We start from the raw sequence: 23,187 nt of genomic DNA, 5'->3' as shown, positions 1-23,187 counted from the left end.
AAGCATTTGAATTTAACACCAACACCTATGCAAAAAAGGATTGATACGCTCGATATAATACGCGGTTTTAGTTTGCTAGGTATTTTTTTAGTAAATATGTTTGCGTTTAGTACGCCTTCGCCACATATTGATTTAAAAACTTGGTTCGAATCGCCACTAGATAAACAATATCATCAGTGGCTAGATATTTTTGTGCAAGGAAGCTTTTATCCATTATTTTCAATGTTATTTGGATACGGTTTAGCGATGCAATTTGCGAAAGCAACGCAGTTAGGTGACAACTTCTATAAGATCGGATCGAAGCGTTTAGGTGTGTTATTTGGCATTGGTGTGTTACATGCCTTCCTTATTTGGTGGGGAGACATTCTAATGACGTATGCATTTTGTGGTTTCTTCTTATTAATTCTGTTACGTCTGAAACCAGTTTGGTTAATTACAATTGGTGGCGCATTATATGGAATTGTACATGGCTTTTTAGTGGTATTAATGGGATTAGCATCATTAGTGGAAGAGTCTACTGATCTTTCAGAGTTTGTTGACATAGCAGCTATCGAAAGTGCAATAGCTGCTTACGGTTCCGGTTCGTGGACAGAGGCTTTCATGCAGCGCCTAGCAGATTTACAAATACAGGCATCCCCTAGTATGTGGATTGTGGCGTTGTTTACGATTTTACCTTATATGTTATTAGGGGCCGCTGCTTCTAAATGGAAACTAGTAGAACGTGCAAAGGAAAAACGAGTATTTTGGATTATTTTAACTGTTATTACTATACCGGTTGGGGTAGCACTTAAAATGTTGCCATATAATTTAGAGCGCAATCTTTTCCTTGATTATGTGCAAGTTTCTTTCGGTGGTCCAATTCTTGCGATAGGGTATGCGGGTCTAATCGTCCTATTATGCCAAATTCCTAAATTCACAAAAATATTGTCGCCTGTTGCAAAGGCAGGACGCATGTCGATGACAATATATTTAATGCAGTCTATTATTGGAACATTTATTTTCTATCACTATGGATTAGGATTATATGGTAAAATCGGTGTCGATACCGTTACGTGGTTAGCTGTTGGGATTTTTGTCCTGCAGATAGTATTTGCTGAGCTTTGGTTCCTGAAATTTAAGCAAGGACCGGTTGAAGCAGTGTGGAAACGATTAACTTACGGAAAAATGTTACAGAAAAAAGAGGAAATTGGTCGATAATTAATGTATCATTGAAAAAAAAGAAGGAGTGCCAATATTCATGAAAATTTTATCATTTCGTTATAACGATGTAGTAAGTTTTGGTCCGAAAGTAAAAAAAGAAGAAGCTGTATGGGATGTTTTAGCGATCCAAGAAGCTCTTCAAGTACTACCTTCTTTCGCTACAACAATTGTAGAGGGGATGACAGCTGGTTTCGAGTTTGTGGAACAATCTCGTAAACTTGTAGAAGCTGCACAGAATTCAGAAAACCCAGAGCAATTTAAATATGCATTTACGGAAATTGAGTGGTTAGCGCCAATTCCACGTACAACGAAAAATATTATTTGTGTTGGTAAAAACTATCAAGATCACGCCAAAGAAATGGGCGCTGAATCTGCTCCAGAAAATTTAATGATCTTCACAAAAGCACCAACTTCAATTGCTGCAGATGGGCAAACAATCTCTGCACATGCAGACGTCACTTCAGAACTTGACTATGAAGGTGAATTAGCAGTTGTTATTGGTAAAAAGGGTAAGAATATCCCTACTAAACTAGCATATGATTATGTATTTGGTTATACAATTGCCAATGACATCACTGCACGTGATTTACAAGCAAAACATAAGCAATTCTTCTTAGGAAAGAGCCTAGATGGCGCTTGTCCAATGGGTCCATACTTAGTAACAAAAGATGAAATTCCAAATCCGCATTCTTTATCAATCGTTACAAAAGTGAATGATGAAATTCGTCAGAATGGTTCAACAAAAGACATGATCTTCACGATTGAAGAAATCATTTCGGAGATTTCTAGATTAGTAACTTTAGAGCCGGGTGACGTGATCTTAACGGGTACTCCAGCTGGCGTTGGTAAAGGTTTGAACCCGCCAACATTCTTAGCATCTGGTGATGTAGTAAAAGTATCAATAGAGGGTATTGGAACTCTAGTAAACCGCTTCGAATAAGTTTTTTAGCATTTTATAGATATTACTACAGACCGGTGGATGATTTTCCATCGGTCTGTTATATTTGTATAGTTTTCCACCTCGTGATAGGATATTAATGATTATGAAAACTATATAAGGTGGGGTAATTAATGGATTTTTTAGCTAGCACCCATTTACACATTACAACTTGGGTAATCGCAATTATCTTGTTCCTAGTTTCCGCTGCTATGCAAAGTGGTACTAAAGGGCAAAAAGTAACGCATATGATTTTACGTGTATTCTATATTCTAATCATCATTACTGGTGGCGCATTATTCGCTAAAGGTATGGATTTTAATATGGGTATGCTTTATGGTTTCAAATTCATTGGCGGTATTTTAGTTATCGGTATGATGGAAATGGTTTTAGTGAGAAAAGCAAAAGGCAAACCAACAACTATGTTCTGGATTCTATTTGCAGTATTCTTATTAATCACTATGTTCCTAGGATTCAAATTACCAATGGGTATGCATTTCTTAGCTTAATAACTGGCATGATAAACAGCCACACGACGAATCTCGTTGTGTGGTTGTTTTTTTGTTAGATAAAGATGGTGTTTTAACAGAGTAATAGGTGCTTTTAGGACGTGAATATTCTGCTAAATAACAAAGGGTGCAGTTAGCGCAACAAACAGGGGTTTTAACGCAACAAAAGGTGAAGTTAGCGCAACAAAGGAACCACTTAGTGCAACAAACAATGGAGATAGTGCAACAAACAGGGATTTCCGCTTTCAGTATTTCATGTTGGGAAAAATATAGGTAATTAACTGGGTGATTCGTGCTTTTAGGACGTGAATATTCTGCTAAATAACAAAGGCGGCAGTTAGCGCAACAAACAGGGGTTTTAACGCAACAAAAGGTGAAGTTAGTGCAACAAAGGAGACGCTTAGCGCAACAAACAATGGAGATAGTGCAACAAACAAGTTTATAGGGAATTTCCATTTGATGGGTTTAGTAGCTAAACGGGCCGCTTCAGCACTTAAGATATCCAGCTTCAAGCGCTAGACTCTCGGGTCGTTTCGGTCTCTCTGCACAAGACAAAAAGCGTCTTGTGTTCGAGCCCTCCAACGCCTGTCGAGTCTGGACGAGCGCTTTCAGCATTAAAGTATATCCAGCTTCAGCGGCCAGGCCCTCGAGTCACTTCAGTCTCTCGGTCAAAGGCATAAAGCGCCTTTGATTCGAGCCTTCCAGTGCTTGTCGGGCCTAAACGGGCCGCTTCAGCATTTAAGTAAATTCACATTTTTGTCGAATTTGTTTCGGTTTCGTTTGTTTTTAGTGTTAAAGCATAGCGGGGATGGTGGGGGTTTGGTAAAATTACGATGGACAGTTCTGCAGAGGAGGACTATAAGTGAACGTTGCAAAGTGGATTAGTACGGTAGTTGCGTCAGCGCTTTTGGCTACGACAATGGGGTTTGCACCTATTGCGAAGGCAGAGACTGAAGTGACGCATAATATTAAAGACGAAAGTATCTATGATCTTTTAGTGGATCGTTATTTTAATTCATCGGTCGAAAATGACTATAATGTAGATGCTCGAGATCAAAATGCTTTTGCCGGTGGTGATCTTACAGGGATTGCTACTAAGTTAACACATATTCAGGATATGGGATTCACTATTCTATCGATTGGTTCAATTTTTTCGACTGAATCATATGATGGCAGTGCGGTAGTGGATTACGAAAATATTGAGCGTCATTTTGGTACAGCAAAAGAATTTAAATCTTTGTTGTCTGATGTTCATAAAGGCAAGATGAAGTTAATGGTTGATTTTCCGCTAAATAATGTTAGCAAAAATCACGTTTGGGCTAAAGATAAAGCCAATTCAGATTGGTACGAAGCCGCTGATAACGGTCGTATAAATTGGAATACAGAGAATCCTGAAGTACAAAAGGCATTAATCAATGCAGCAACTGATTTTGCTAAGAAATATGATATTGATGGTATTCGCTTAACTAATTTAGGTAATAGTAATACAGCATTTTTAAATGAAATGATTCAATCATTAAAAAATACAAATAAAGATATCTATGTTACATCTTCCGAAACCAGCGATGCAAATTTTGATATGTCTATTAATAAAGAGACAATCGATATTTATCAGTCGATTTTCAAAAATGTCGATATGGATTCAGCAAAAGTGGAACAACCACTTGGCGCAATGAAAAAAGACGATGCAGAAAAGCCTTCAGCAATTATGTTAGATAGTTTAAATAGCTCTCGTTTTACATTTGCTTCAGCAAGTGAAAATATGTATCCACCAACACGTATTAAAGTAGCGATGGCTGCGATGTTTACGTTACCTGGTGTACCAGTAATGACATATGGTACTGAAATTGCACAAAACGGTGAACAAGCCCCTGAATCACATGCAATATTTGATTTCAAAACGAAGGATGATATCGTTTCATACATAGGCGACGTTCAATCTGTTCGTAATAAATCGGAGACGCTTCGTACTGGGGACTTTAAACTATTAAAGAATAAAGATGGTTTCATTGTATTTGAACGTTCTTCTGATGACGAACGATGGATTGTTGTTGTGAATAATACAAAAAATACACAGCATATCGATTTAGGTAAAGATATTATTGGAGAAAACAAAGAACTGCATGGCTTATTTGAAAATGATATCGTACGTCCAAATGATGAGGGCGTATACCGAATCGTGGTTGATCGTGAAATTGTTGAACTATATCAAGTAAAAGAACATGATGGCTTGAATATCTCATATATGATTTCATTAGGTTTTGTCTATGTGTTATTCATAGCATTTATCGTATTAGTATTACGTAAAGGTAAAAAAAATAGAAAAGCAAAAAATAACTAAAATAAAATCCCTTAGAGAAAGTAAGTTATCTCTAAGGGATTTTGTATTTTAAGCGGTAGGGTATTGATTTAAGAAGAAGATAGCTAAAGTACCAGGACCCGCATGTGATGCAACTGCAGAGCCAATCAAATGGATTTCGACAGCTTTAGGCTGGAATCTGTCCATAATCATAGCTTTCATCTCTTCAGCAGTGGCTAAATCATCTCCATGACTAATGGCAATAACTTGATCGCTTAAACGGTCACCTGTTTCTTCCATTTTGTCTAAGATACGTTTCATCACTTTCTTACGCCCACGATGTTTTTCTATTGGTACAAGTTTACCATCCTCCACATGAAGTAACGGTTTAATACTAAGTAAGCCACCGATAAATGCACTTGCTTTTGAAACACGTCCACCACGTGCTAAATAATCTAAGTCTTCTACTGTAAAGAAATGCTCCATATGCTGTGCATTTAAACGAACTTTCTCTGAGATCTCATCTAGGCTTAAACCTGCTTCGCGTAGTCGAACAGCTTCTTTAACAACTAGACCATAGCCAAGTGAAGCACATTTAGAATCTACAATTGTTAATTTTAAATCAGGGTACTGTTCTTTTACTTGTTTGTAGATCATTACAGCAGTGCTGTATGTACCAGATAATTCAGATGAAAAGGCTATATAAAGACCTTCCTCACCTGATTTTGCTAGCTCTTCGAAAAGTTCTAAAAACAACTCAGGAGATGCTTGAGAAGTTTTTGGCTGTCCGCCTTGACGGATATATTCGTATACTTTCAAGACGTCGATACCAACGACATCTGCATATTCTTCGTTGTTCATATGAACTCGTAAAGGGATTAGTGTGACATTATTTTCTTCATAAAAAGATTTAGGTAAATCAGAAGCGCTATCTGCATAGATTCTCATTTATTTACCTCCTAGTGTAATTTATTTTAAGTTTAGTCGGTCGATCAAGAGGTTAGCTATACCATCCTCATTGTTAGTTTGTGTTATTTCATCTGCAATATTTTTTAGCTGTCCAATGCCATTACCCATTGCTACACCAAGGCCTGCGTATTCGATCATTTCTAAGTCATTGTCTTCATCGCCAAACGCAATAATACGTTCGCGCGGGATTTGTAAATCTTTTGCAACATGCGATAACCCGACTGCTTTATGCATGCCTCGACGAACGATTTCAATAACTTCCCAAGGGTCACCCCAGCGACGGTGATCGATAAGCTCAGCTTTTGTGTCTGCTAAATGTTGGCGAATTAAGGGCACATTCGATGAGCTAGCCTGAATTAAAAGGCTTGTAGGATTATCTTTTAAATAATCACGTAATATACCTGTCGTTACTTTTGGTTCGCCCATTGTTAAAATATCTAAGATTTTTTGGTCATGGTATTGAACATACACATCATCCATAACCTCAGCGATTAAATTTTCAATTTCATAATGGTTGATGGATTCGACAACATCTTTTACAACTGATAAATCTATTGGGCTATGAATTGTTTTCCAAGAAGTGTTAGTTGGGTGATGTACGAAGGCTCCATTAAAATTGACGATTGGTGTATGTAAACCTAGTTCTTGATAGTATATTTTACTCGCACGATACGGTCTACCAGTAGCAATCATAACTTGATGACCTGCTTCTTTCGCCTGTAGTAAAGTGCGTTTTGTTTTTTCAGAAATAACTTTCTCGTCGGTTAAAAGTGTACCGTCTAAATCTAAAACAATCAAATGTGGTTGTACCATATGAAAAAACTCCTTTCCTACTATAATAGAGTGTATCGTTAATCTTGCTTGTTCGTCAAAACTTTGTCACCGTCAATTATTTTTGTTACGATATTAGAATAAACTAACAAGGAGTGAATGCAGTGAAGGTTCAACAAGAACAGTGGGGTAAAATTCCGTTACTTCACATATATGATGAAGAGACAGTAACATCAGCATCACCAGTTGTCATTTTTCTCCATGGCTTTATGAGTGCGAGTGAACATAATTTGCACTATGCGTATAAACTAGTTGAAAGAGGCGTTCGAGTACTTTTACCAGATGCTTATCTTCATGGTGAACGTGATGAAGGGCTAGATGAAGTTCAACTTAGTTTACGTTTTTGGGAAGTAATCTTAACTTCAATTGAAGAAGTTGGTTTTTTACATAAGCAGTTAATAGAAAAAGGTTTACTACCAGAAGGCAAAATAGGTTTGGCAGGCACTTCTATGGGTGGAATTGTTACACTAGGTTGCTTACGTGTATACCCTTGGATTCAAACTGCTTCAGTTATGATGGGTTCACCTTGTTATGTGGAGCTATCAAAAGCACAGATGGCCCAATTTGAAGAACGAGGTTTTAAAATTCCAATATCAGATGAAGACCTTCAGAAAATGGAACAAACACTTAGCTACTTTGATATGTCAAAACACCCTGAATCAATGGCTAACCGTCCAGTGTTATTTTGGCATGGTAAGAAGGATCATATGGTTCCATTTGTACCTACATATCAATTTTATGAGAGTATACAAGCAGATTATGCAGACCATCCCGAAGATCTGGTCTTTATCGTCGATAAGCAAGCAGAGCATAAAGTATCTCGTCCAGGAATGATTGCGGCAACAAAATGGCTTGCAGACCATTTGGCATAAGCCGCTTCATTTGTTATGATGGGATAAACACTATGCAGAAAGGGGAAATACTATGGATGCAGATATGAAAGAAAGTATATATGGTGCTTTAGAAAACGTAATTGATCCTGAGTTAGGTATTGATATTGTCAACTTAGGTTTAGTATATGAAGTAGATTTATCTGAAGAAGGATTATGTGTAGTAACTATGACATTAACATCAATGGGATGCCCACTTGGTCCAGTTATTGTTGATCAAATCCGTACAGCACTATTTGAATTACCAGAAATTAAAGAGGTAACTGTTGATATTGTATGGAATCCACCATGGAATAAAGACAATATGTCACGTTATGCTAAAATAGCTTTAGGCATTCGCTAATACTGTAAAGAAAACCCGTTCTGACTTAATAGTCGAGCGGGTTTTTTAAATTTATAAATGGGTATAATATATGAGGTTAGTCAATTCTACAAATAGTAAGAGGGCAGTTTTCGCATTCACATTCATCTTTTAGAAATTGTAAATTAAGAACTGTGATTGTACTCTTGTCAAATGTAATAATATTATTCTTCTTCAGGTCATTTAACATACGGTTAATGACTTCTCGGCTAGTAGCACAGAGATTAGCTAGCTCATTATTGGTCAATTTATAGTTAATATGTATTGATCCATCATCCAACTCTTCACCATAAGTGTTTGCTAATCGTATTAGGGTAGAAAAGAGTGCGCCCTTTTTTCCATGTAGTAATAAATCACGAAGTCTAGATTGACTTTTCATATTTTGCAACTGTATCCAACGTAAACATGCAATCATCAATGACGGTTCTTGACTGAGATAGAGTTCAAGCATGTTGTTATCGATCGTTAAAATAGTAGTCGGTTCCATAGCTGTAGCTGTTGTTGAATTATATTCTAGAGAACTAAAAATAGTACTTTCACCAATTAAATTATTACTACCACAGATACGAATAGTTAATTCCTTCCCACTTGCAGTTTCTTTTGAAATTCTCACTTGTCCTGATACAACAAAAAAAACATCTTGAGTACGGTCACCTTCTAAAAATATAGGTGTGTCTTTGGCGAATTTGACAACTGTACCATGCTCTTTGAAAAGTGAATGGATCTTAGGTGGGATAGTTTCAATTGCCTCCAAAATATTCACAACCTCTGCTGTTTTTCACAATTATAACATACTGATTTCTTGCAATTGGGGAATATTTGAATTTCTCAATTTTGCCTTATTTGATGACATGGATTTTTGATTAAAAACATATTTGAAATGGGAAATTATTTTAGTCAAAAAAGGTCAAACAAATCACTTTACATTCATGGGAAGACGATAATATAATGTAGTTAATCAAAAGGTCAAAAAAGGTCAAACAAGGAGTGAACTATAATGCAAATGAATATGAATAATGAAGAGCAAAAAAGTCCACTTGAACAATTTGGACGTAATTTAATTGAAGAAGTGAAAAATGGCAAAATGGACCCGGTTATTGGTCGCGATCAAGAAATCCGTAATGTCATTCGAATATTATCACGTAAAACAAAAAACAACCCTGTATTAATCGGTGAACCCGGTGTTGGTAAAACTGCGATTGTTGAAGGATTAGCGCAACGTATCGTAAAAAAAGATGTACCAGAAGGATTAAAAGACCGTAAAATTTATGAGCTGGATATGAGTGCATTAATCGCTGGTGCCAAATATCGTGGGGAGTTTGAAGAGCGTTTAAAAGGTGTCTTGAAAGAAGTAAAAGAAAGTGAAGGTCAAATCATCCTATTCATCGATGAGATTCATACGATTGTTGGTGCAGGTAAAACGGATGGTGCGATGGATGCAGGGAATATGCTCAAACCAATGTTAGCTAGAGGTGAGCTACATTGTATCGGTGCAACTACATTAGATGAGTACCGTATGTATATCGAAAAGGACCCAGCACTTGAACGTCGTTTCCAACAAGTTTTAGTTCGTGAACCATCTGTAGAGGATACGATTTCTATTTTACGTGGTTTAAAAGAACGCTTCGAACTACATCATGCAGTCAAAATTCATGACCGAGCAATTGTAGCTGCTGCAGAATTATCAAATCGTTATTTAACTGAGCGTTTTATGCCAGACAAAGCGATTGATTTAATCGATGAAGCTTGTGCAATGATTCGTACAGAAATAGATTCGATGCCACAGGAATTAGATGAAGTAACACGTCGTACAATGCAACTTGAAATCGAAGAGCAAGCTTTGATGAAAGAAAAGGATGAAGCGAGTAAAAAACGACTTGTAGCACTTCGTGAGGAATTATCGGAGCTAAAAGATTCTACTTCTAATATGCGTGAGCAATGGGAAGAAGAAAAATCGGCTCTTCATGTAATCCAAGAAAAGCGAGAAACACTTGATCGTTATCGTAGGGATTTAGAAGAAGCTGAAAATAATTATGATCTAAATAAAGCAGCAGTTCTAAGACACGGTAAAATTCCTGAATTAGAAAAAGAATTAGTAGAACTAGAGCAGAATTTACAGCAAGGTAATGATCGACTGCTACGTGAAGATGTCACAGCTGAGGAAATTGCTTCAATCGTTTCAAGATGGACAGGTATTCCTGTAACAAAATTAGTTGAAGGTGAACGTGAGAAATTACTCAACCTAAAAGCTACATTACAAGAGCGAGTTGTCGGTCAAGACGAAGCGGTTCAATTAGTGACCGAAGCGGTTTGGAGAGCACGTGCAGGTATTCAAGATCCACAAAAACCAATCGGATCTTTCTTATTCTTAGGCCCAACAGGTGTAGGGAAAACAGAATTAGCAAAAGCATTAGCTGCTCAATTATTCGACTCTGAGGACCATTTCATTCGAATTGATATGTCTGAGTATATGGAAAAGCATAGTGTGTCTCGCTTAGTAGGAGCGCCTCCTGGCTATGTAGGTTATGAAGAAGGCGGTCAATTGACAGAAGCTGTCCGTAGAAACCCATACGCAGTAGTATTATTAGATGAAATTGAAAAGGCACATCCAGATGTTGCGAATATTTTGCTACAGATTCTAGATGATGGTCGTATTACCGATAGCCAAGGTCGTATGGTTAATTTCACAAACACAGTGATCATATTGACGTCTAATATCGGTTCAAGTTATTTACTCGATATGCCTGAAAATAGTGAACATGCTGTTGAGGACTTAGTAATGGCTTCTTTAAGAGAGCATTTCAAACCAGAGTTATTAAATCGACTTGATGATATCATAATGTTCCATTCATTAACAAACGAACATTTTTATCAAATTACTTGGAAGTATATTCAGTTACTACAAAAACGAGTGGCTGAACAAGAAATTGAATTACAAGTGGATGAAGATGTCATCCAGTGGGTAGTAGCAGAAGGAATAGATCCAACTTTTGGTGCAAGACCTTTAAGAAGATTTGTACAGCGACATATTGAAACGCTCGTTGCAAAAGAATTGTTAAAAGGGGAGACAGTACCAGGGGATCAGCTAGTCATTTCAATGGAAGATGGTAAAGTAACAATTCATAAAGACCCAGCGTAAAGATAAAAAGTCTGAGCAACCTTGATAATAGGTTGCTCAGACTTTTTTTAAGAAAAAAACCCCGTCCAATCTTTGGACAGGATTTTCATTATTGTTGGTGACCTACTTGTTTAGGTGATTCGTTTGGAATAACATTGCTAATAATAATTAAGAATACAGAGAAAACTACTGATAGCCCTAATCCAAGATTTAAGTTAAATCCAACATTCTGAATTGAACTTACTACGTAGTTCAGTACAGAAACTAATAATGCTGACCAGAAAAATAGCATAATATATCTCATTAATTTCACCTCTAACTAACTTTTTTACCTGTTCTATCATATCATATAGCCACATTTAAATAAAAGAATCTTTTCATTATTATGCCCCGTTATTTGGACAAAAATTGACGAAGTGTTGAAAAAGTATAAATCTTTCGTTATAATTATTACCAGGTACTAATAATTGATAACAAAAGAAAAGAGGCGCTACTTCATGAACGCTGGAATAATAGGCTTAGGAAGATGTATCCCTAATCGCGTAGTCACAAATGCTGACTTAGAGAAAATGATGGATACATCGGATGAATGGATTCGCACTAGAACAGGAATTGAAGAACGAAGAATCGCATCAGATGAACATAACTCTTCTCATTTAGCTTTTGAAGCTGCAAAAAATGCAATAGCTAATGCTGGAATTTCGGCTGATCAAATCGGACTTATTTTAGTTGCAACCGTAACACCTGACCGACCATTTCCGAGTGTAGCGTGTATGATACAAGACCAACTCGGTGCACATAATGCAGCTGCAATGGACTTGTCCGCTGCATGTGCAGGATTTATGTATGGATTGGTAACGGCTAAGCAATTCATTGAATCTAATACGTATGATTATGTATTAATAGTTGGTGTTGAAAAGCTTTCGAAAATTACAAACTGGGAAGATCGTAATACTGCTGTCCTATTCGGCGATGGTGCATGTGCAGCTGTGATGGGTAAAGTATCTGAAAATCGAGGGATTTTATCATTTGAGCTAGGTTCAGACGGCTCAGGCGGAAAGCATTTGTTCCAAAATGACGCAGGTCATATTGAGATGAATGGTCGTGAAGTTTTCAAATTTGCAGTACGTCAAATGGGTGAATCAGCTTTAAATGTTATAGAGAAAGCTGGATACACTAAGGAAGACGTAGATTTCCTTATTCCGCATCAAGCAAATATTCGAATTATGGAATCTGCAAGACAAAGACTAGGTTTGCCAGAGGAGAAGATGTCTACTGCTATTAAAAAATATGGCAATACATCGTCTGCTTCAATCGGCAATGCATTAATAGAAGAACTAGAAGCCGGCAAAATTCATGATGGCGATTTACTCGTACTCGTTGGATTTGGTGGCGGCCTTACATGGGGCGCTGTTGCAATGCGCTGGGGAAAATAACAATACAAGGAAAAGAGGGAGTTAAAATAACATGACAAAACGTCGAGTAGTTGTTACGGGTATGGGTGCTGTAACACCTTTAGGAAATGATGTAGAAACAACATGGAAAGCGATTAAAGAAGGACAAAGTGGTGTAGGTCCATTAACTCGTATAGATGCTGAACAATTTCCTGCAAAAGTTGCTGCAGAAGTAAAAGATTTTGATATAGAAGCATATATTCCTCGCAAAGAAGCACGTAAAATGGATCGTTTTACACATTACGCATTAGCGGCATCTATTATGGCTGTAAAAGACGCAGGGTTAGAAATAACTCCTGAAGTTGGTCTACGTACAGGTGTTTGGATCGGTTCTGGTATTGGTGGAATGGAGACGTATGAGCAACAATTCCGCAATTTCCTTGAAAAAGGACAACGACGTGTTAGTCCATTTTTCGTACCAATGATGATTCCAGATATGGCTGCAGGGCAAGTATCTATCCACTTTGGTGCAAAAGCCATTAATTCATGTTCAGTAACAGCTTGTGCATCGGGTACAAACTCAATTGGTGATGCGTTCAAAGTTATTGAACGTGGCGATGCAGATGTCATGATTACTGGAGGAGCAGAGGCACCAATTACGAATATGGCTGTTGCAGGATTTTGCTCAAATACGGCGCTAACATTAAACCAAGATCCGCAAACTGCATCTCGTCCATTCGATGCAAATCGTGATGGTTTTGTTATCGGTGAAGGATCGGGAATTGTTATTTTAGAAGAATACGAACATGCAGTAAAACGTGGAGCGAAAATCTACGGTGAAGTTGTAGGGTACGGTTCAACTGGCGATGCCCATCATATTACAGCACCTGCTCCAGAAGGTGAAGGTGCAGCACGCGCTATGAAACAAGCGATTGATGATGCTGGAATTGATGCAACAGAAGTTGGTTATATTAATGCCCATGGTACGAGTACACCTTATAATGATTTATTTGAAACGAAAGCTGTAAAGACTGTATTTGGCGAGCATGCGTATAATTTAGCAATGAGTTCTACAAAGTCGATGACAGGTCATTTACTAGGAGCAGCTGGAGGGATTGAAGCAATCTTTTCAGTACTTGCATTAAAAGAAGGTATTCTACCGCCAACGATGAATCTAGAAACAGCAGATCCTGAATGTGACTTAGATTATGTTGCCAATGGTGCTAGAGAAAAAGAAATTACTTATGCCTTAAGTAATTCACTAGGTTTTGGTGGGCATAATGCCGCACTACTATTTAAAAAGTTTCAATAAGTTATAAATGACCACAGGGTGAATACCCTGTGGTTTTTTATCTATACAATTTTATTATTTATATTAAATGATTACTGGAATAGTGTTGTATTTTATTATAGTAAGTGAAAGATTATTAATTAGTTACAACATCATATTTTCGTATAAAAAATGACCTCGTTAGTTATAACGAAGTCATTTTTTCATATAGTAATAAAAACTAGAAAAGGAAATATGCAAATGCGCTTACTATTTTTCTTAACTTTTTACGGTCTGATGGTAATAAGTTCAACACATATGATTCTATATTTGAACTACCGTGGGCTAGGATATACTTGGACAGCCGTTTTTATGTTCATTTTGAATACAGTTGATTTCAAAATTTTCATCGGCTCAAGTATTGGACTAGTTATCGTCTATTTCTCCCAAGGCCCATCGCGTCTTCCATTTTCTTGATTGTTGCGCTTGCAATAGCGTTCGCTTTTTCAGCACCGGCATCTAAAATATCATCTAATTGTGGTGAATCGATTAACTCGTTAAAACGTTCTTGGATAGGTGCTAGATGATTAATAACACTTTCAGCAACTCCTGCTTTGAAAGCACCATAACCCAGCCCAGCGTATTTTGCTACAAGATTATCAATTGATTCATTTGTTAATGATGCTTCAATTGTTAGTAAATTAGAGACACCAGGTTTAGATTCAGTATTGAAAGCAACAACGCCTTCAGAATCTGTCACGGCAGATTTGATTTTCTTCTCGATCTCTTTTGGAGTATCTAGAAGGCGGATTGTTGCTTTTTTGTTTTCATCTGATTTACTCATTTTTTTCGTTGGCTCTTGAAGTGACTTAATGCGAGCACCGTTTTTTGGTAATTGAATAGTAGGAATCGTGAATACTTTACCGTAACGTTTATTGAAACGTTCAGCTAAGTCACGTGTAAGTTCTAAATGTTGTTTTTGGTCGTCACCAACTGGCACGATATCTGTGTTATATAGAAGAATATCTCCAGCCATAAGTGGTGGGTAAGTAAGTAAGCCTGCAGAAACTGCCTCTTTACCAGTAGATTTATCTTTGAATTGTGTCATACGCTCAAGTTCACCAGTGTAAGAAATACATTGTAACATCCATCCAGCTTGTGCGTGTGCAGGTACTTCTGATTGAATAAATAGCGTTGATTTTTCTGGATCAATACCTGTTGCCAAATATGTTGCAGCAAGCTTGCGGATGCTGTTACGAAGTTCTTTACTATCTTGTGGCATTGTAATTGCGTGTTGATCTACAATACAAAAAATACAATCGTACTCATCTTGCAAAGTTGTAAATTGTCTGAAAGCACCGATGTAGTTACCTAATGTAATGACACCTGTTGGTTGAACACCTGAAAAAATACGTTTCATAATTAAATTCCTCCTTGGATATAAAAAAACATCATGCGTCTCCTAAATAGGGACGAATGATGTTGAATCCGCGGTACCACCCAAGCTTGTCGATAAATCGACCACTCATCCTCGTAACGTGAGGTTAACGAACTGAGCTACTACATAAAGGTTCGCAAAGTTAACTCGGAAGTCCATTCCACTTAGCGTATCATCTGTTTGCACCAACCACAGACTCTCTTTACATACGACATAAATGTACTACTCTTCGTCTTCGTTTTTCTATATTACTTTGTGTGATTATAATATAGTACAAAGCCAAAAATCAAGCAATCGTCTACAGATTACAAATAATAAAAAATAAGGGCAATGAACATCATCATAATGGTAGCTCCTCCGATTTGTAAAATACCCAAATGGGGTATTGAAACAATTTCAGATGGGGCTCTCATACTTTTAACATCCTCTAATCTAGATGACTTAACAAAAACCTTACGCATACTAACCGTGAAAATGTCAAAAAAGCCCGTTGATAGAATATATGTGGCGAGTCCAACAAAAAGCACAATAGCTCCAATGATAAATGACACATTAATGTAATCGATTAATCTCAGCGCTTTATATTGAAAAAGCATGATGATCACGATTAAAAATTGCAGTGCTAAGAAGAGAAAACCTTTCTTTTTCAAGCGAAAAACCCCCGATTCTTTATTCATTTTAGTTGAATAAAGGTGAAAAATCAAAAATATCAAACGGAATTGTATATTCAGAATATTAGAACTTTGGTTGGATTAGCGTTGATATTATCGTGTTTGCAAATCAATTATACGTCAAAAAAAGACATTTATATCAAAAGGTTACTGTACAACTTTTTTTGAATATGTATAATTAGCAATGTAATGATTTTTCAGAAAATTCAAGGGGGTTAGTTATACATGAAGAAAAGTAAACTAGTATGGCTATCAAGTCTTATCCTTGTTCTTAGTGTTTTCTTAGCTGCTTGCGGTACAGGAAATGACAAAGATACAAGCAAAGAATCTGGTAGTGGTAGCAAAGAAAATTCAGGTAGTGTTGATGCTACTCAAGAACTAAATGTAATGGAAACTGCTGAAATTCCAACAATGGACTCAGTATTAGTAACAGATGTAGTAGGATCTAACGTTTTAAACAACGTTAATGAAGGATTATATCGTTTAAATCAAGAAAACTTACCAATTCCAGCGATGGCTGCTGAAGAACCAAAAGTAAACAAAGAAGGTACAGTTTACACATTTAAGATTCGTGATGCTAAATGGTCAGATGGCTCTGCAGTAATTGCCAATGACTTCGAATATGCATGGAAACGTGCAATTGATCCTAAAACTGGATCTGAGTATGGTCCATATATGATGGATGGAGTAGTTAAAAACGCAAGTGCAATTGGTAAAGGTAAAGCAAAAGTTGCTGACCTTGGTGTAAAAGCTCTAGATGAAAAAACACTAGAAGTTACACTTGAAAAACCAGTTCCTTATTTCTTATCTTTAATTTCACTAAGTACATTCTTGCCTCAAAAAGAAGAGTTCGTAGTAGCACAAGGTAAAAAATTCGCTTCAAATTCAGATACAACTTTATACAATGGTCCATTCGTTCTTGAAGACTGGGATGGAACAGGATTAACTTGGAAATATACTAAAAATGATAACTACTGGGACAAAGATAATGTAAAACTTGACACAATCAATGTTGACGTAGTGAAAGAAGTTCAGACTCAATTAAATCTTTATACTTCTGGTAAAAAAGACCGTGCAGGTTTAACAGGTGAATTTGCAATGCAATATGCTGACAATCCAGATGTAGTGAAAGACGTTGAATCTTCACCTTTCTACTTGAAATTAAACCAAAAACGTGAAGGTAAAAAAGATACAGCTCTTGCAAATGTAAACATTCGTAAAGCAATTTCTATGGCTTTCAACAAAGAAGATTTAACTAAAGCCGTATTAGCTAATGGTTCATTCGAAGCTAACTACTTAATCCCAGCTGAATTCACATTTGATGAAGAGGGTAAAGACTTCCGTGAAGTAAACGGAGATATGAACAAGTACAACCTAGAAGAAGCTAAATCATATTGGGAAAAAGGTCTTAAAGAACTTGGAACTGATAAAATTGAATTAGACTTCTTAGGCGATGACAGTGACTTAGCTAAAAAAATGGACGAGTACTTGAAAAACCAATTAGAAAAAAATCTACCTGGTTTAAGTATTAAACTGAAAGAAGTTCCTTTCTTAGTACGTGTTGATTTGGATTCTAAACAAGATTATGATATCGAAGTTGCAGGTTGGGCTCCAGACTTCCAAGATCCATACACATTCTTAAATTTATGGTTAACAGATGGTCAACAAAACAGAATGAGCTATGCATCTGAAAAGTACGATAAATTAGTAACAGATGCTCAAACAATTTATGCAACTGATCCAGCAAAACGTTGGAAAGCTATGGCAGATGCAGAAAAAACGTTAATCGAAGAAGATGCAGCGATTGCACCTATTTATCAACGTGGTACTATGGCACTTCAAAAACCTTATGTTAAAGGTTTAGTGAAACATAACTTCGGTGCTCAATATAGTTATAAATGGACATATATCTCAGGTAAATAATAGTTTTCAATTTTATTAGATTATGCTAAAACCCTGAATAGGGAGAGTATGTGGTTGATTTTAAGCCATATACTCTCTTTTTAATCAGATATTAATTAATTGGAAAATCATGCTGTTAAAGGTTTTGTTGAATAACAACATTTACAAAGGAAAGAATTTTCTAATTGAGATATTTCTATGAGTTCCATAGTTACGACCACTATTTTAGGAGGTGCAAGAATGGCAAAATACATTTTAAAACGAGTATTGTATATGATACTAACACTATTCCTGATTGCAACATTTACGTTCTTCTTGATGAAGATGTTGCCGGGTTCCCCTATAGCTAGCTCACCTAAACTAACCCACGAACAGCTAGCTGCGGTGGAAGCAAAATATGGATTAGATAAGCCGCTTCCAGTTCAGTATGGAATATATATGAAAAAGATGGTGCAACTTGATTTTGGTGTATCTTATCAATTTAAAGGGGCTAACGTTACAGAATTGATTATTAACCGTGCTGGTCCTTCATTCCTTTTAGGTATTCAAGCGCTTATACTCGGAACTATAGGCGGTATTATTTTAGGTATGATTGCAGCTTTAAGGCAAAATACTGTATGGGATTATGGCAGTACCTTAATCGCGATATTCGGTATCTCCATTCCTTCATTCGTATTTGCTTCATTACTTCAATATTGGATTGGTGTGAAGGGAGGATTCCTTCCTGTTGGATTATGGGAGAATGGCTGGCAATCTAGTATTTTGCCGACAATCGCATTAGCAATGGGTCCCCTAGCGACATCAGCTCGTTTCATTCGAACAGAAATGATAGAAGTATTAGGAACTGACTATATTACTCTAGCAAAAGCTAAAGGTGCTAGCGGCCTTGAAATTGCATTTAAGCATGCATTTCGTAATGCATTAATTCCATTAATAACAGTAATGGGTCCTTTAGCAGCAGGTTTAGTAACAGGTTCTCTTGTAGTAGAACAAATCTTTGCTATTCCTGGTATTGGTGAACAATTCGTTAAAGCGATTAATTCTAGTGATTATTCCTTAATAATGGGAACAACAATGTTCTTTTCAGTACTATTGATTTTAGTTATTTTCATTGTTGATATTCTATACGGCATTGTAGATCCACGTATCCGTTTAACAGGAGGTAATAAATAATGACAAATGAATATCCTAAATTACCACCTGAAGCTTTTAAACACGTGCATATGGATGGCAGTCACTCTGAGAAAATTTCTAAACCATCCTTAAATTTCTGGCAAGATGCTTGGTTACGTATACGAAAAAATAAAGCAGCCGTAGTGAGTATATTTGTACTATTATTCATCATTCTGATGTCATTTGTTGGACCGATGATTAGCCCGCATGACTTTGAAACGCAAGAAATAACTCATGCAAATTTACCTCCAAAAGTACCTGGTTTAGAAAAGTTAGGAATCTTTGATGGGACGGGTAATATGGGTGGTCAAGAAGTCAATTTGTATGAAATGAAAAACGTTGATACTTATTACTGGTTTGGTACAGACGGACTTGGTCGTGATATGTTCTCACGTGTCTGGAAAGGTACTCAAATTTCATTATTAATAGCTCTTGTTGCAGCTGTAATTGATATGGTTATTGGTGTAGCTTACGGTGGTATTTCGGCATTTTATGGTGGTCGTGTTGACGATGCGATGCAACGTATTGTTGAAATTTTATATGGAATACCAACACTGATTGTTGTTATTTTAATGATTCTTGTAATGGATCCGGGTATTGTGGCCATTATTATTGCCATTTCAATTACTGGATGGATTGGTATGTCTCGTATTGTTCGAGGACAAGTATTGAAATATAAAAACCAAGAGTTCGTACTTGCAGCTAGAACTTTAGGAGCAAGTAATGGACGTATTATTAAAAAACATTTATTGCCAAATGTAATGGCGGTTATCATTATAAACACAATGTTTACAATTCCTAGCGCGATATTCTTTGAAGCATTTTTAAGCTTTATCGGATTAGGGTTACAATCACCAGATGCATCTTTGGGTACTTTAATTAATGATGGTTACAAGCTAATACAGTTCCAACCTCATATTTTAGCTATTCCAGCAGCAATTTTAAGTTTATTAATGATTGCTTTTAACTTAATTGGTGATGGTCTACGTGATGCACTAGATCCAAAAATGAAGGATTAATAGGAGGAAAGCAGTTATGGAGAAAATACTTGAAGTAAAAAATCTTGAGCTTTCCTTCCACACATTTGCTGGTGAAGTGAAAGCGATTCGTGGTGTGAACTTCGATTTGAAAAAAGGAGAAACACTAGCAATCGTTGGGGAATCAGGTTCAGGTAAATCGGTTACGACTAAAGCAATTATGCGTCTTCTCCCTGAATCTAGTTCGGAATTTAAAAATGGTCAGATTTTATTTAATGGAAAAGATTTGACGAAATTAACTGATAAAGAAATGCAGAAAATTCGCGGAAAAGATATCTCGATGATTTTCCAAGATCCTATGACATCTTTGAATCCAACGATGACAATTGGTAAACAAATAATGGAGCCGATTTTAAAACATCAAAATGTACCGAAATCAGAAGCTCAAAAAATGGCCATTGATCTATTAAAACTAGTAGGTATGCCGCAACCCGAACAACGTATGAAACAATATCCACATCAATTTTCAGGTGGTCAACGTCAACGTATTGTTATTGCAATAGCATTAGCATGTAATCCAAAAATATTAATTGCTGATGAGCCGACAACTGCATTAGACGTTACAATTCAAGCTCAAATTCTTGAACTGATGAAAGATCTACAAAAGAAAATCGATACATCTATTATTTTCATCACGCATGACCTGGGTGTTGTAGCAAATGTGGCTGATCGTGTAGCTGTTATGTACAGTGGTAAAATTGTTGAAATTGGTACAGTAGATGAAATATTCTACAATCCGCAGCATCCATATACTTGGGGACTTCTAAGTTCTATGCCTTCATTAGATGTGCAGGAAGAGAAACTATATGCAATTCCAGGCACACCACCAGATTTACTGAATCCACCAAAAGGGGATGCTTTTGCGCTTCGTAGTGAATATGCTATGCAAATCGATATGGAAGAAACGCCTCCATTCTTTAAAGTAAGTGATACACATTATGCGGCAACTTGGTTATTACACCCAGATGCTCCAGAAGTGACACCACCTGCTACAATTATTGAAAGAATGAAACGATTCCCTAATAGTCGCTATTACGAAGGTGCCAATGGAGGTATTTTAAAATGAAAATACAAAAGAAACTATTGGAAATCAAAAATTTAAAACAATACTTCAATCCTGGAAAACCAAATGAAGTTAAAGCTATCGATGATATTACATTTGATATTTATAAAGGAGAAACTTTAGGATTAGTAGGGGAGTCAGGTTGTGGGAAATCTACGACAGGTCGTACGATTATTCGCCTTTATGATGCCACTGGCGGTGAAGTTCTTTATGATGGTGTAAATGTCCATGGTCGTAAATCTAAAACGGAACTAAAGTCATTTAACCGCAAAATGCAAATGATTTTCCAAGATCCGTATGCATCATTAAATCCACGTATGAAAGTAATGGATATCATTGCAGAAGGTTTAGATATTCACGGCCTTGTAAAAAACGCAAAAGAACGTCAAGAACGAGTCTATCAATTATTAGAAACAGTAGGCTTAAATAAAGAACATGCTAATCGTTATCCACATGAATTCTCTGGTGGTCAACGTCAGCGCTTAGGAATTGCTCGTGCACTTGCAGTAGAGCCGGAATTCATCATAGCAGATGAACCAATTTCTGCACTAGATGTGTCAATTCAAGCGCAAGTTGTTAACCTATTAAAAGAGTTACAAGAAGAAAAAGGATTAACCTACTTATTTATCGCACATGATCTTTCGATGGTTAAATATATATCTGATAGAATCGGTGTAATGTATTTTGGTAAATTAGTAGAACTTGCACCTGCAGAGGATCTTTACAAATATCCTATGCATCCTTATACACAATCACTACTATCAGCTATTCCACTTCCAGACCCTGATTATGAGCGTAATCGTGTGCGCAAAACATATGATCCAAAGTCGCATAATTATAAAGATGGAGAGAATGTAACAATGCGTGAAGTACGTCCCGGACATTTTGTTTATTGCTCTAAAGATGAATTTGAAGTATTACAAGCAGAATATGCAAATAACTAATCATTATGATTAATTAAAGGCTGCCTCTTTAGTCAATGAAATCAGTTGACTAAAGGGGCAGTTTTGTATTTTGTCAAATTTGATTTATGAATTTTATTTAAAATTGAAACTTTTTTGAAGATTGAACGTATAATTAGTGTAAATATAATATATATTTTTTCAATATAGCGATTCTAAATGAGAATATTTTTTTGAAATAATAGGTTTACCGTACTGCGATTTTGGGGATACTACATATATACGCGTACTAAAGTGGTCTAACTTTTATGGAAAAACTTGAAATGATAGAAAAAACGGTCATAACTTACAATGGAAATTTTTCTTAATAGCATATATTCAAATTGGACAAAATGTTGTATAATGTGCTTACAGTTCTTTTTTTAAAGTCATTCTAATTTAGGAATGTTATTATATTCGCTACACATTTTGAAAGGATGTGTTTTATATGATGGTGACATTATTTACTTCACCCAGTTGTACATCTTGTAGAAAAGCAAAAGCATGGTTAGAAGAACATGATATTCCATATACAGAAAGAAACATTTTTGCGGAGCCTTTAAGCATAAGTGAAATAAAAGAAATTTTACGCATGACTGAGGATGGTACAGACGAAATAATCTCAACTCGTTCTAAAATTTTCCAAAAACTAAAAGTGGATGTAGAAACTTTACCGTTACAACGTCTTTATGAGTTAATCCAAGAACATCCAGGGCTTTTACGTCGTCCGATTATTTTAGACGAAAAACGTTTACAAGTTGGGTATAACGAAGATGAAATTCGTCGTTTCTTACCTCGTAAAGTTCGTGCTTATCAATTACAAGAAGCACAGAAGATGGTTAACTAATAATAAGAGTTATTTTCATGTAGCATGCTCGCTCGAAATAGTCAGCAGTATGCAATATGTGTCTCTTCAGAGTCAGTTGTTGTTAAGTGTTACACAACTGGCTTTTTTTTATGCATTAAAAAAAATTCATTATTTACGATATAAAAGAGGCTAGTACACCTATACATAGTAGCGTTATGACTTGATTTACTAAACCTTGTCCACTACAATTCATATACTGTTGTAATTTTCCGAGTTATTTCCTTTCCATTTTCAACAAACTCATCATACAATAGTATTAGACACTGTATTATCAAGAAATTTTAAAGACTTGTTCATAAGTGGACTCGATGCATCT

At 36.3% G+C, this 23,187-nt stretch carries 23 protein-coding genes and 1 other annotated feature; of the genes, 16 read left to right on the top strand and 7 right to left on the bottom strand.

Translation table 11 applies throughout. From position 1 onward, the window contains the following. The first annotated feature begins 6 nt into the window (after window positions 1–6). From AC3IS5_RS17330 to AC3IS5_RS17320, 3 genes are all read left to right on the top strand, one after another. The gene (locus AC3IS5_RS17330; RefSeq protein WP_489425500.1) at window positions 7–1,197 is read left to right on the top strand and encodes a DUF418 domain-containing protein; all 1,191 of its coding nucleotides are present in this window, start codon (window positions 7–9) and stop codon (window positions 1,195–1,197) included. Between the two features lie 40 nt (window positions 1,198–1,237). After that, complete coding sequence (locus AC3IS5_RS17325; RefSeq protein WP_489425499.1) at window positions 1,238–2,140, top strand: fumarylacetoacetate hydrolase family protein; 903 nt, start codon at window positions 1,238–1,240, stop codon at window positions 2,138–2,140. 131 nt (window positions 2,141–2,271) lie between these two features. Then, complete coding sequence (locus AC3IS5_RS17320) at window positions 2,272–2,646, top strand: YisL family protein (RefSeq protein WP_340707749.1); 375 nt, start codon at window positions 2,272–2,274, stop codon at window positions 2,644–2,646. A gap of 317 nt (window positions 2,647–2,963) precedes the next feature. On the opposite strand, the gene AC3IS5_RS17315 is transcribed toward AC3IS5_RS17320, so the two are convergent. After that, window positions 2,964–3,158 (bottom strand): hypothetical protein, encoded by a 195-nt coding sequence (locus AC3IS5_RS17315; protein ID WP_489425498.1) that lies wholly within the window; start codon window positions 3,156–3,158, stop codon window positions 2,964–2,966. A gap of 350 nt (window positions 3,159–3,508) precedes the next feature. Between AC3IS5_RS17315 and AC3IS5_RS17310 the strand changes: the two genes are divergently transcribed. Next, window positions 3,509–4,987 (top strand): alpha-amylase family glycosyl hydrolase, encoded by a 1,479-nt coding sequence (locus AC3IS5_RS17310; protein WP_489425497.1) that lies wholly within the window; start codon window positions 3,509–3,511, stop codon window positions 4,985–4,987. 48 nt (window positions 4,988–5,035) lie between these two features. Here the strand turns inward: AC3IS5_RS17310 and AC3IS5_RS17305 are convergent, their stop codons facing one another. Then, window positions 5,036–5,893 carry a DegV family protein gene (locus AC3IS5_RS17305; RefSeq protein WP_489425496.1) on the bottom strand — a complete coding sequence of 286 codons (858 nt, stop codon included), beginning with the start codon at window positions 5,891–5,893 and terminating at the stop codon, window positions 5,036–5,038. Between the two features lie 21 nt (window positions 5,894–5,914). Beyond that, on the bottom strand, window positions 5,915–6,727 hold the full coding sequence (locus AC3IS5_RS17300) for a Cof-type HAD-IIB family hydrolase (protein ID WP_489425495.1): 813 nt from the start codon (window positions 6,725–6,727) through the stop codon (window positions 5,915–5,917). A 122-nt stretch (window positions 6,728–6,849) separates the two neighbouring features. Between AC3IS5_RS17300 and AC3IS5_RS17295 the strand changes: the two genes are divergently transcribed. Then, on the top strand, window positions 6,850–7,617 hold the full coding sequence (locus tag AC3IS5_RS17295; protein ID WP_489425494.1) for an alpha/beta fold hydrolase: 768 nt from the start codon (window positions 6,850–6,852) through the stop codon (window positions 7,615–7,617). A gap of 52 nt (window positions 7,618–7,669) precedes the next feature. Then, the gene (locus tag AC3IS5_RS17290; RefSeq protein WP_053417733.1) at window positions 7,670–7,978 is read left to right on the top strand and encodes a metal-sulfur cluster assembly factor; all 309 of its coding nucleotides are present in this window, start codon (window positions 7,670–7,672) and stop codon (window positions 7,976–7,978) included. A 76-nt stretch (window positions 7,979–8,054) separates the two neighbouring features. On the opposite strand, the gene AC3IS5_RS17285 is transcribed toward AC3IS5_RS17290, so the two are convergent. Beyond that, window positions 8,055–8,759 carry a Crp/Fnr family transcriptional regulator gene (locus tag AC3IS5_RS17285; RefSeq protein ID WP_489425493.1) on the bottom strand — a complete coding sequence of 235 codons (705 nt, stop codon included), beginning with the start codon at window positions 8,757–8,759 and terminating at the stop codon, window positions 8,055–8,057. A 234-nt stretch (window positions 8,760–8,993) separates the two neighbouring features. Here AC3IS5_RS17285 and AC3IS5_RS17280 point away from each other — a divergent pair, with 234 nt between their 5' ends. Further along, window positions 8,994–11,135, top strand: a complete 2,142-nt coding sequence (locus AC3IS5_RS17280) for an ATP-dependent Clp protease ATP-binding subunit (protein WP_489425492.1) — start codon at window positions 8,994–8,996, stop codon at window positions 11,133–11,135. An 88-nt stretch (window positions 11,136–11,223) separates the two neighbouring features. Here the strand turns inward: AC3IS5_RS17280 and AC3IS5_RS17275 are convergent, their stop codons facing one another. Next, window positions 11,224–11,418, bottom strand: coding sequence for a YjzD family protein (locus tag AC3IS5_RS17275; RefSeq protein ID WP_038179641.1), 195 nt, complete (start codon window positions 11,416–11,418; stop codon window positions 11,224–11,226). Between the two features lie 193 nt (window positions 11,419–11,611). Here AC3IS5_RS17275 and AC3IS5_RS17270 point away from each other — a divergent pair, with 193 nt between their 5' ends. From AC3IS5_RS17270 to AC3IS5_RS17260, 3 genes are all read left to right on the top strand, one after another. After that, complete coding sequence (locus tag AC3IS5_RS17270) at window positions 11,612–12,550, top strand: beta-ketoacyl-ACP synthase III (RefSeq protein ID WP_489425491.1); 939 nt, start codon at window positions 11,612–11,614, stop codon at window positions 12,548–12,550. A 31-nt stretch (window positions 12,551–12,581) separates the two neighbouring features. Then, window positions 12,582–13,820 (top strand): beta-ketoacyl-ACP synthase II, encoded by a 1,239-nt coding sequence (gene fabF / locus AC3IS5_RS17265; protein WP_489425490.1) that lies wholly within the window; start codon window positions 12,582–12,584, stop codon window positions 13,818–13,820. Between the two features lie 150 nt (window positions 13,821–13,970). Beyond that, a complete protein-coding gene (locus tag AC3IS5_RS17260) occupies window positions 13,971–14,255 on the top strand; it encodes a YuzI family membrane protein (RefSeq protein WP_489425489.1) in 285 nt (94 codons plus the stop codon). On the opposite strand, the gene trpS is transcribed toward AC3IS5_RS17260, so the two are convergent. Both trpS and AC3IS5_RS17250 read right to left on the bottom strand, forming a co-directional pair. Further along, window positions 14,209–15,198, bottom strand: a complete 990-nt coding sequence (gene trpS, locus AC3IS5_RS17255) for a tryptophan--tRNA ligase (RefSeq protein ID WP_489425488.1) — start codon at window positions 15,196–15,198, stop codon at window positions 14,209–14,211. The two genes, AC3IS5_RS17260 and trpS, sit on opposite strands and share 47 nt — an antisense overlap. A gap of 45 nt (window positions 15,199–15,243) precedes the next feature. Continuing rightward, window positions 15,244–15,461 (bottom strand) — a binding site (T-box leader). Window positions 15,462–15,521: 60 nt separating this feature from the next. After that, window positions 15,522–15,866: a DUF3899 domain-containing protein gene (locus AC3IS5_RS17250; RefSeq protein ID WP_489425487.1), complete on the bottom strand. Its 345-nt coding sequence runs from the start codon at window positions 15,864–15,866 to the stop codon at window positions 15,522–15,524. 246 nt (window positions 15,867–16,112) lie between these two features. Here AC3IS5_RS17250 and AC3IS5_RS17245 point away from each other — a divergent pair, with 246 nt between their 5' ends. The 6 genes from AC3IS5_RS17245 (at window position 16,113) to spxA (ending at window position 22,850) form a co-directional block, all read left to right on the top strand. Continuing rightward, window positions 16,113–17,810, top strand: coding sequence for a peptide ABC transporter substrate-binding protein (locus tag AC3IS5_RS17245; RefSeq protein WP_489425486.1), 1,698 nt, complete (start codon window positions 16,113–16,115; stop codon window positions 17,808–17,810). Between the two features lie 219 nt (window positions 17,811–18,029). Further along, a complete protein-coding gene (gene opp3b / locus AC3IS5_RS17240; RefSeq protein WP_038179629.1) occupies window positions 18,030–18,962 on the top strand; it encodes an oligopeptide ABC transporter permease in 933 nt (310 codons plus the stop codon). After that, window positions 18,962–19,981 carry an oligopeptide ABC transporter permease gene (gene opp3C, locus AC3IS5_RS17235; protein WP_489425485.1) on the top strand — a complete coding sequence of 340 codons (1,020 nt, stop codon included), beginning with the start codon at window positions 18,962–18,964 and terminating at the stop codon, window positions 19,979–19,981. The genes opp3b and opp3C overlap by 1 nt, the downstream gene beginning before the upstream one ends. A gap of 16 nt (window positions 19,982–19,997) precedes the next feature. After that, on the top strand, window positions 19,998–21,065 hold the full coding sequence (locus AC3IS5_RS17230; RefSeq protein WP_489425484.1) for an ABC transporter ATP-binding protein: 1,068 nt from the start codon (window positions 19,998–20,000) through the stop codon (window positions 21,063–21,065). Between the two features lie 2 nt (window positions 21,066–21,067). Beyond that, on the top strand, window positions 21,068–22,006 hold the full coding sequence (locus AC3IS5_RS17225; RefSeq protein ID WP_489427928.1) for an ABC transporter ATP-binding protein: 939 nt from the start codon (window positions 21,068–21,070) through the stop codon (window positions 22,004–22,006). A 448-nt stretch (window positions 22,007–22,454) separates the two neighbouring features. After that, window positions 22,455–22,850 (top strand): transcriptional regulator SpxA, encoded by a 396-nt coding sequence (gene spxA / locus AC3IS5_RS17220; protein ID WP_179078282.1) that lies wholly within the window; start codon window positions 22,455–22,457, stop codon window positions 22,848–22,850. Window positions 22,851–23,187: the final 337 nt, after the last annotated feature.

This window comes from Viridibacillus sp. KH_047 (genome assembly GCF_057838945.1).
Note: the sequence above shows the minus strand (reverse complement) of the source record. Positions and strands in the feature narration are given on the sequence as shown.

Coding starts and splice junctions, on each gene's coding strand:
- AC3IS5_RS17325 (WP_489425499.1), top strand. CDS start 1,238: ATGAAAATTTTATCATTTCGTTATAACGATGTAGTAAGTTTTGGTCCG.
- AC3IS5_RS17320 (WP_340707749.1), top strand. CDS start 2,272: ATGGATTTTTTAGCTAGCACCCATTTACACATTACAACTTGGGTAATC.
- AC3IS5_RS17305 (WP_489425496.1), bottom strand. CDS start 5,893: ATGAGAATCTATGCAGATAGCGCTTCTGATTTACCTAAATCTTTTTAT.
- AC3IS5_RS17300 (WP_489425495.1), bottom strand. CDS start 6,727: ATGGTACAACCACATTTGATTGTTTTAGATTTAGACGGTACACTTTTA.
- AC3IS5_RS17290 (WP_053417733.1), top strand. CDS start 7,670: ATGGATGCAGATATGAAAGAAAGTATATATGGTGCTTTAGAAAACGTA.
- AC3IS5_RS17280 (WP_489425492.1), top strand. CDS start 8,994: ATGCAAATGAATATGAATAATGAAGAGCAAAAAAGTCCACTTGAACAA.
- AC3IS5_RS17275 (WP_038179641.1), bottom strand. CDS start 11,418: ATGAGATATATTATGCTATTTTTCTGGTCAGCATTATTAGTTTCTGTA.
- AC3IS5_RS17270 (WP_489425491.1), top strand. CDS start 11,612: ATGAACGCTGGAATAATAGGCTTAGGAAGATGTATCCCTAATCGCGTA.
- fabF (WP_489425490.1), top strand. CDS start 12,582: ATGACAAAACGTCGAGTAGTTGTTACGGGTATGGGTGCTGTAACACCT.
- AC3IS5_RS17260 (WP_489425489.1), top strand. CDS start 13,971: ATGACCTCGTTAGTTATAACGAAGTCATTTTTTCATATAGTAATAAAA.
- trpS (WP_489425488.1), bottom strand. CDS start 15,198: ATGAAACGTATTTTTTCAGGTGTTCAACCAACAGGTGTCATTACATTA.
- AC3IS5_RS17245 (WP_489425486.1), top strand. CDS start 16,113: ATGAAGAAAAGTAAACTAGTATGGCTATCAAGTCTTATCCTTGTTCTT.
- opp3b (WP_038179629.1), top strand. CDS start 18,030: ATGGCAAAATACATTTTAAAACGAGTATTGTATATGATACTAACACTA.
- opp3C (WP_489425485.1), top strand. CDS start 18,962: ATGACAAATGAATATCCTAAATTACCACCTGAAGCTTTTAAACACGTG.
- AC3IS5_RS17230 (WP_489425484.1), top strand. CDS start 19,998: ATGGAGAAAATACTTGAAGTAAAAAATCTTGAGCTTTCCTTCCACACA.
- spxA (WP_179078282.1), top strand. CDS start 22,455: ATGGTGACATTATTTACTTCACCCAGTTGTACATCTTGTAGAAAAGCA.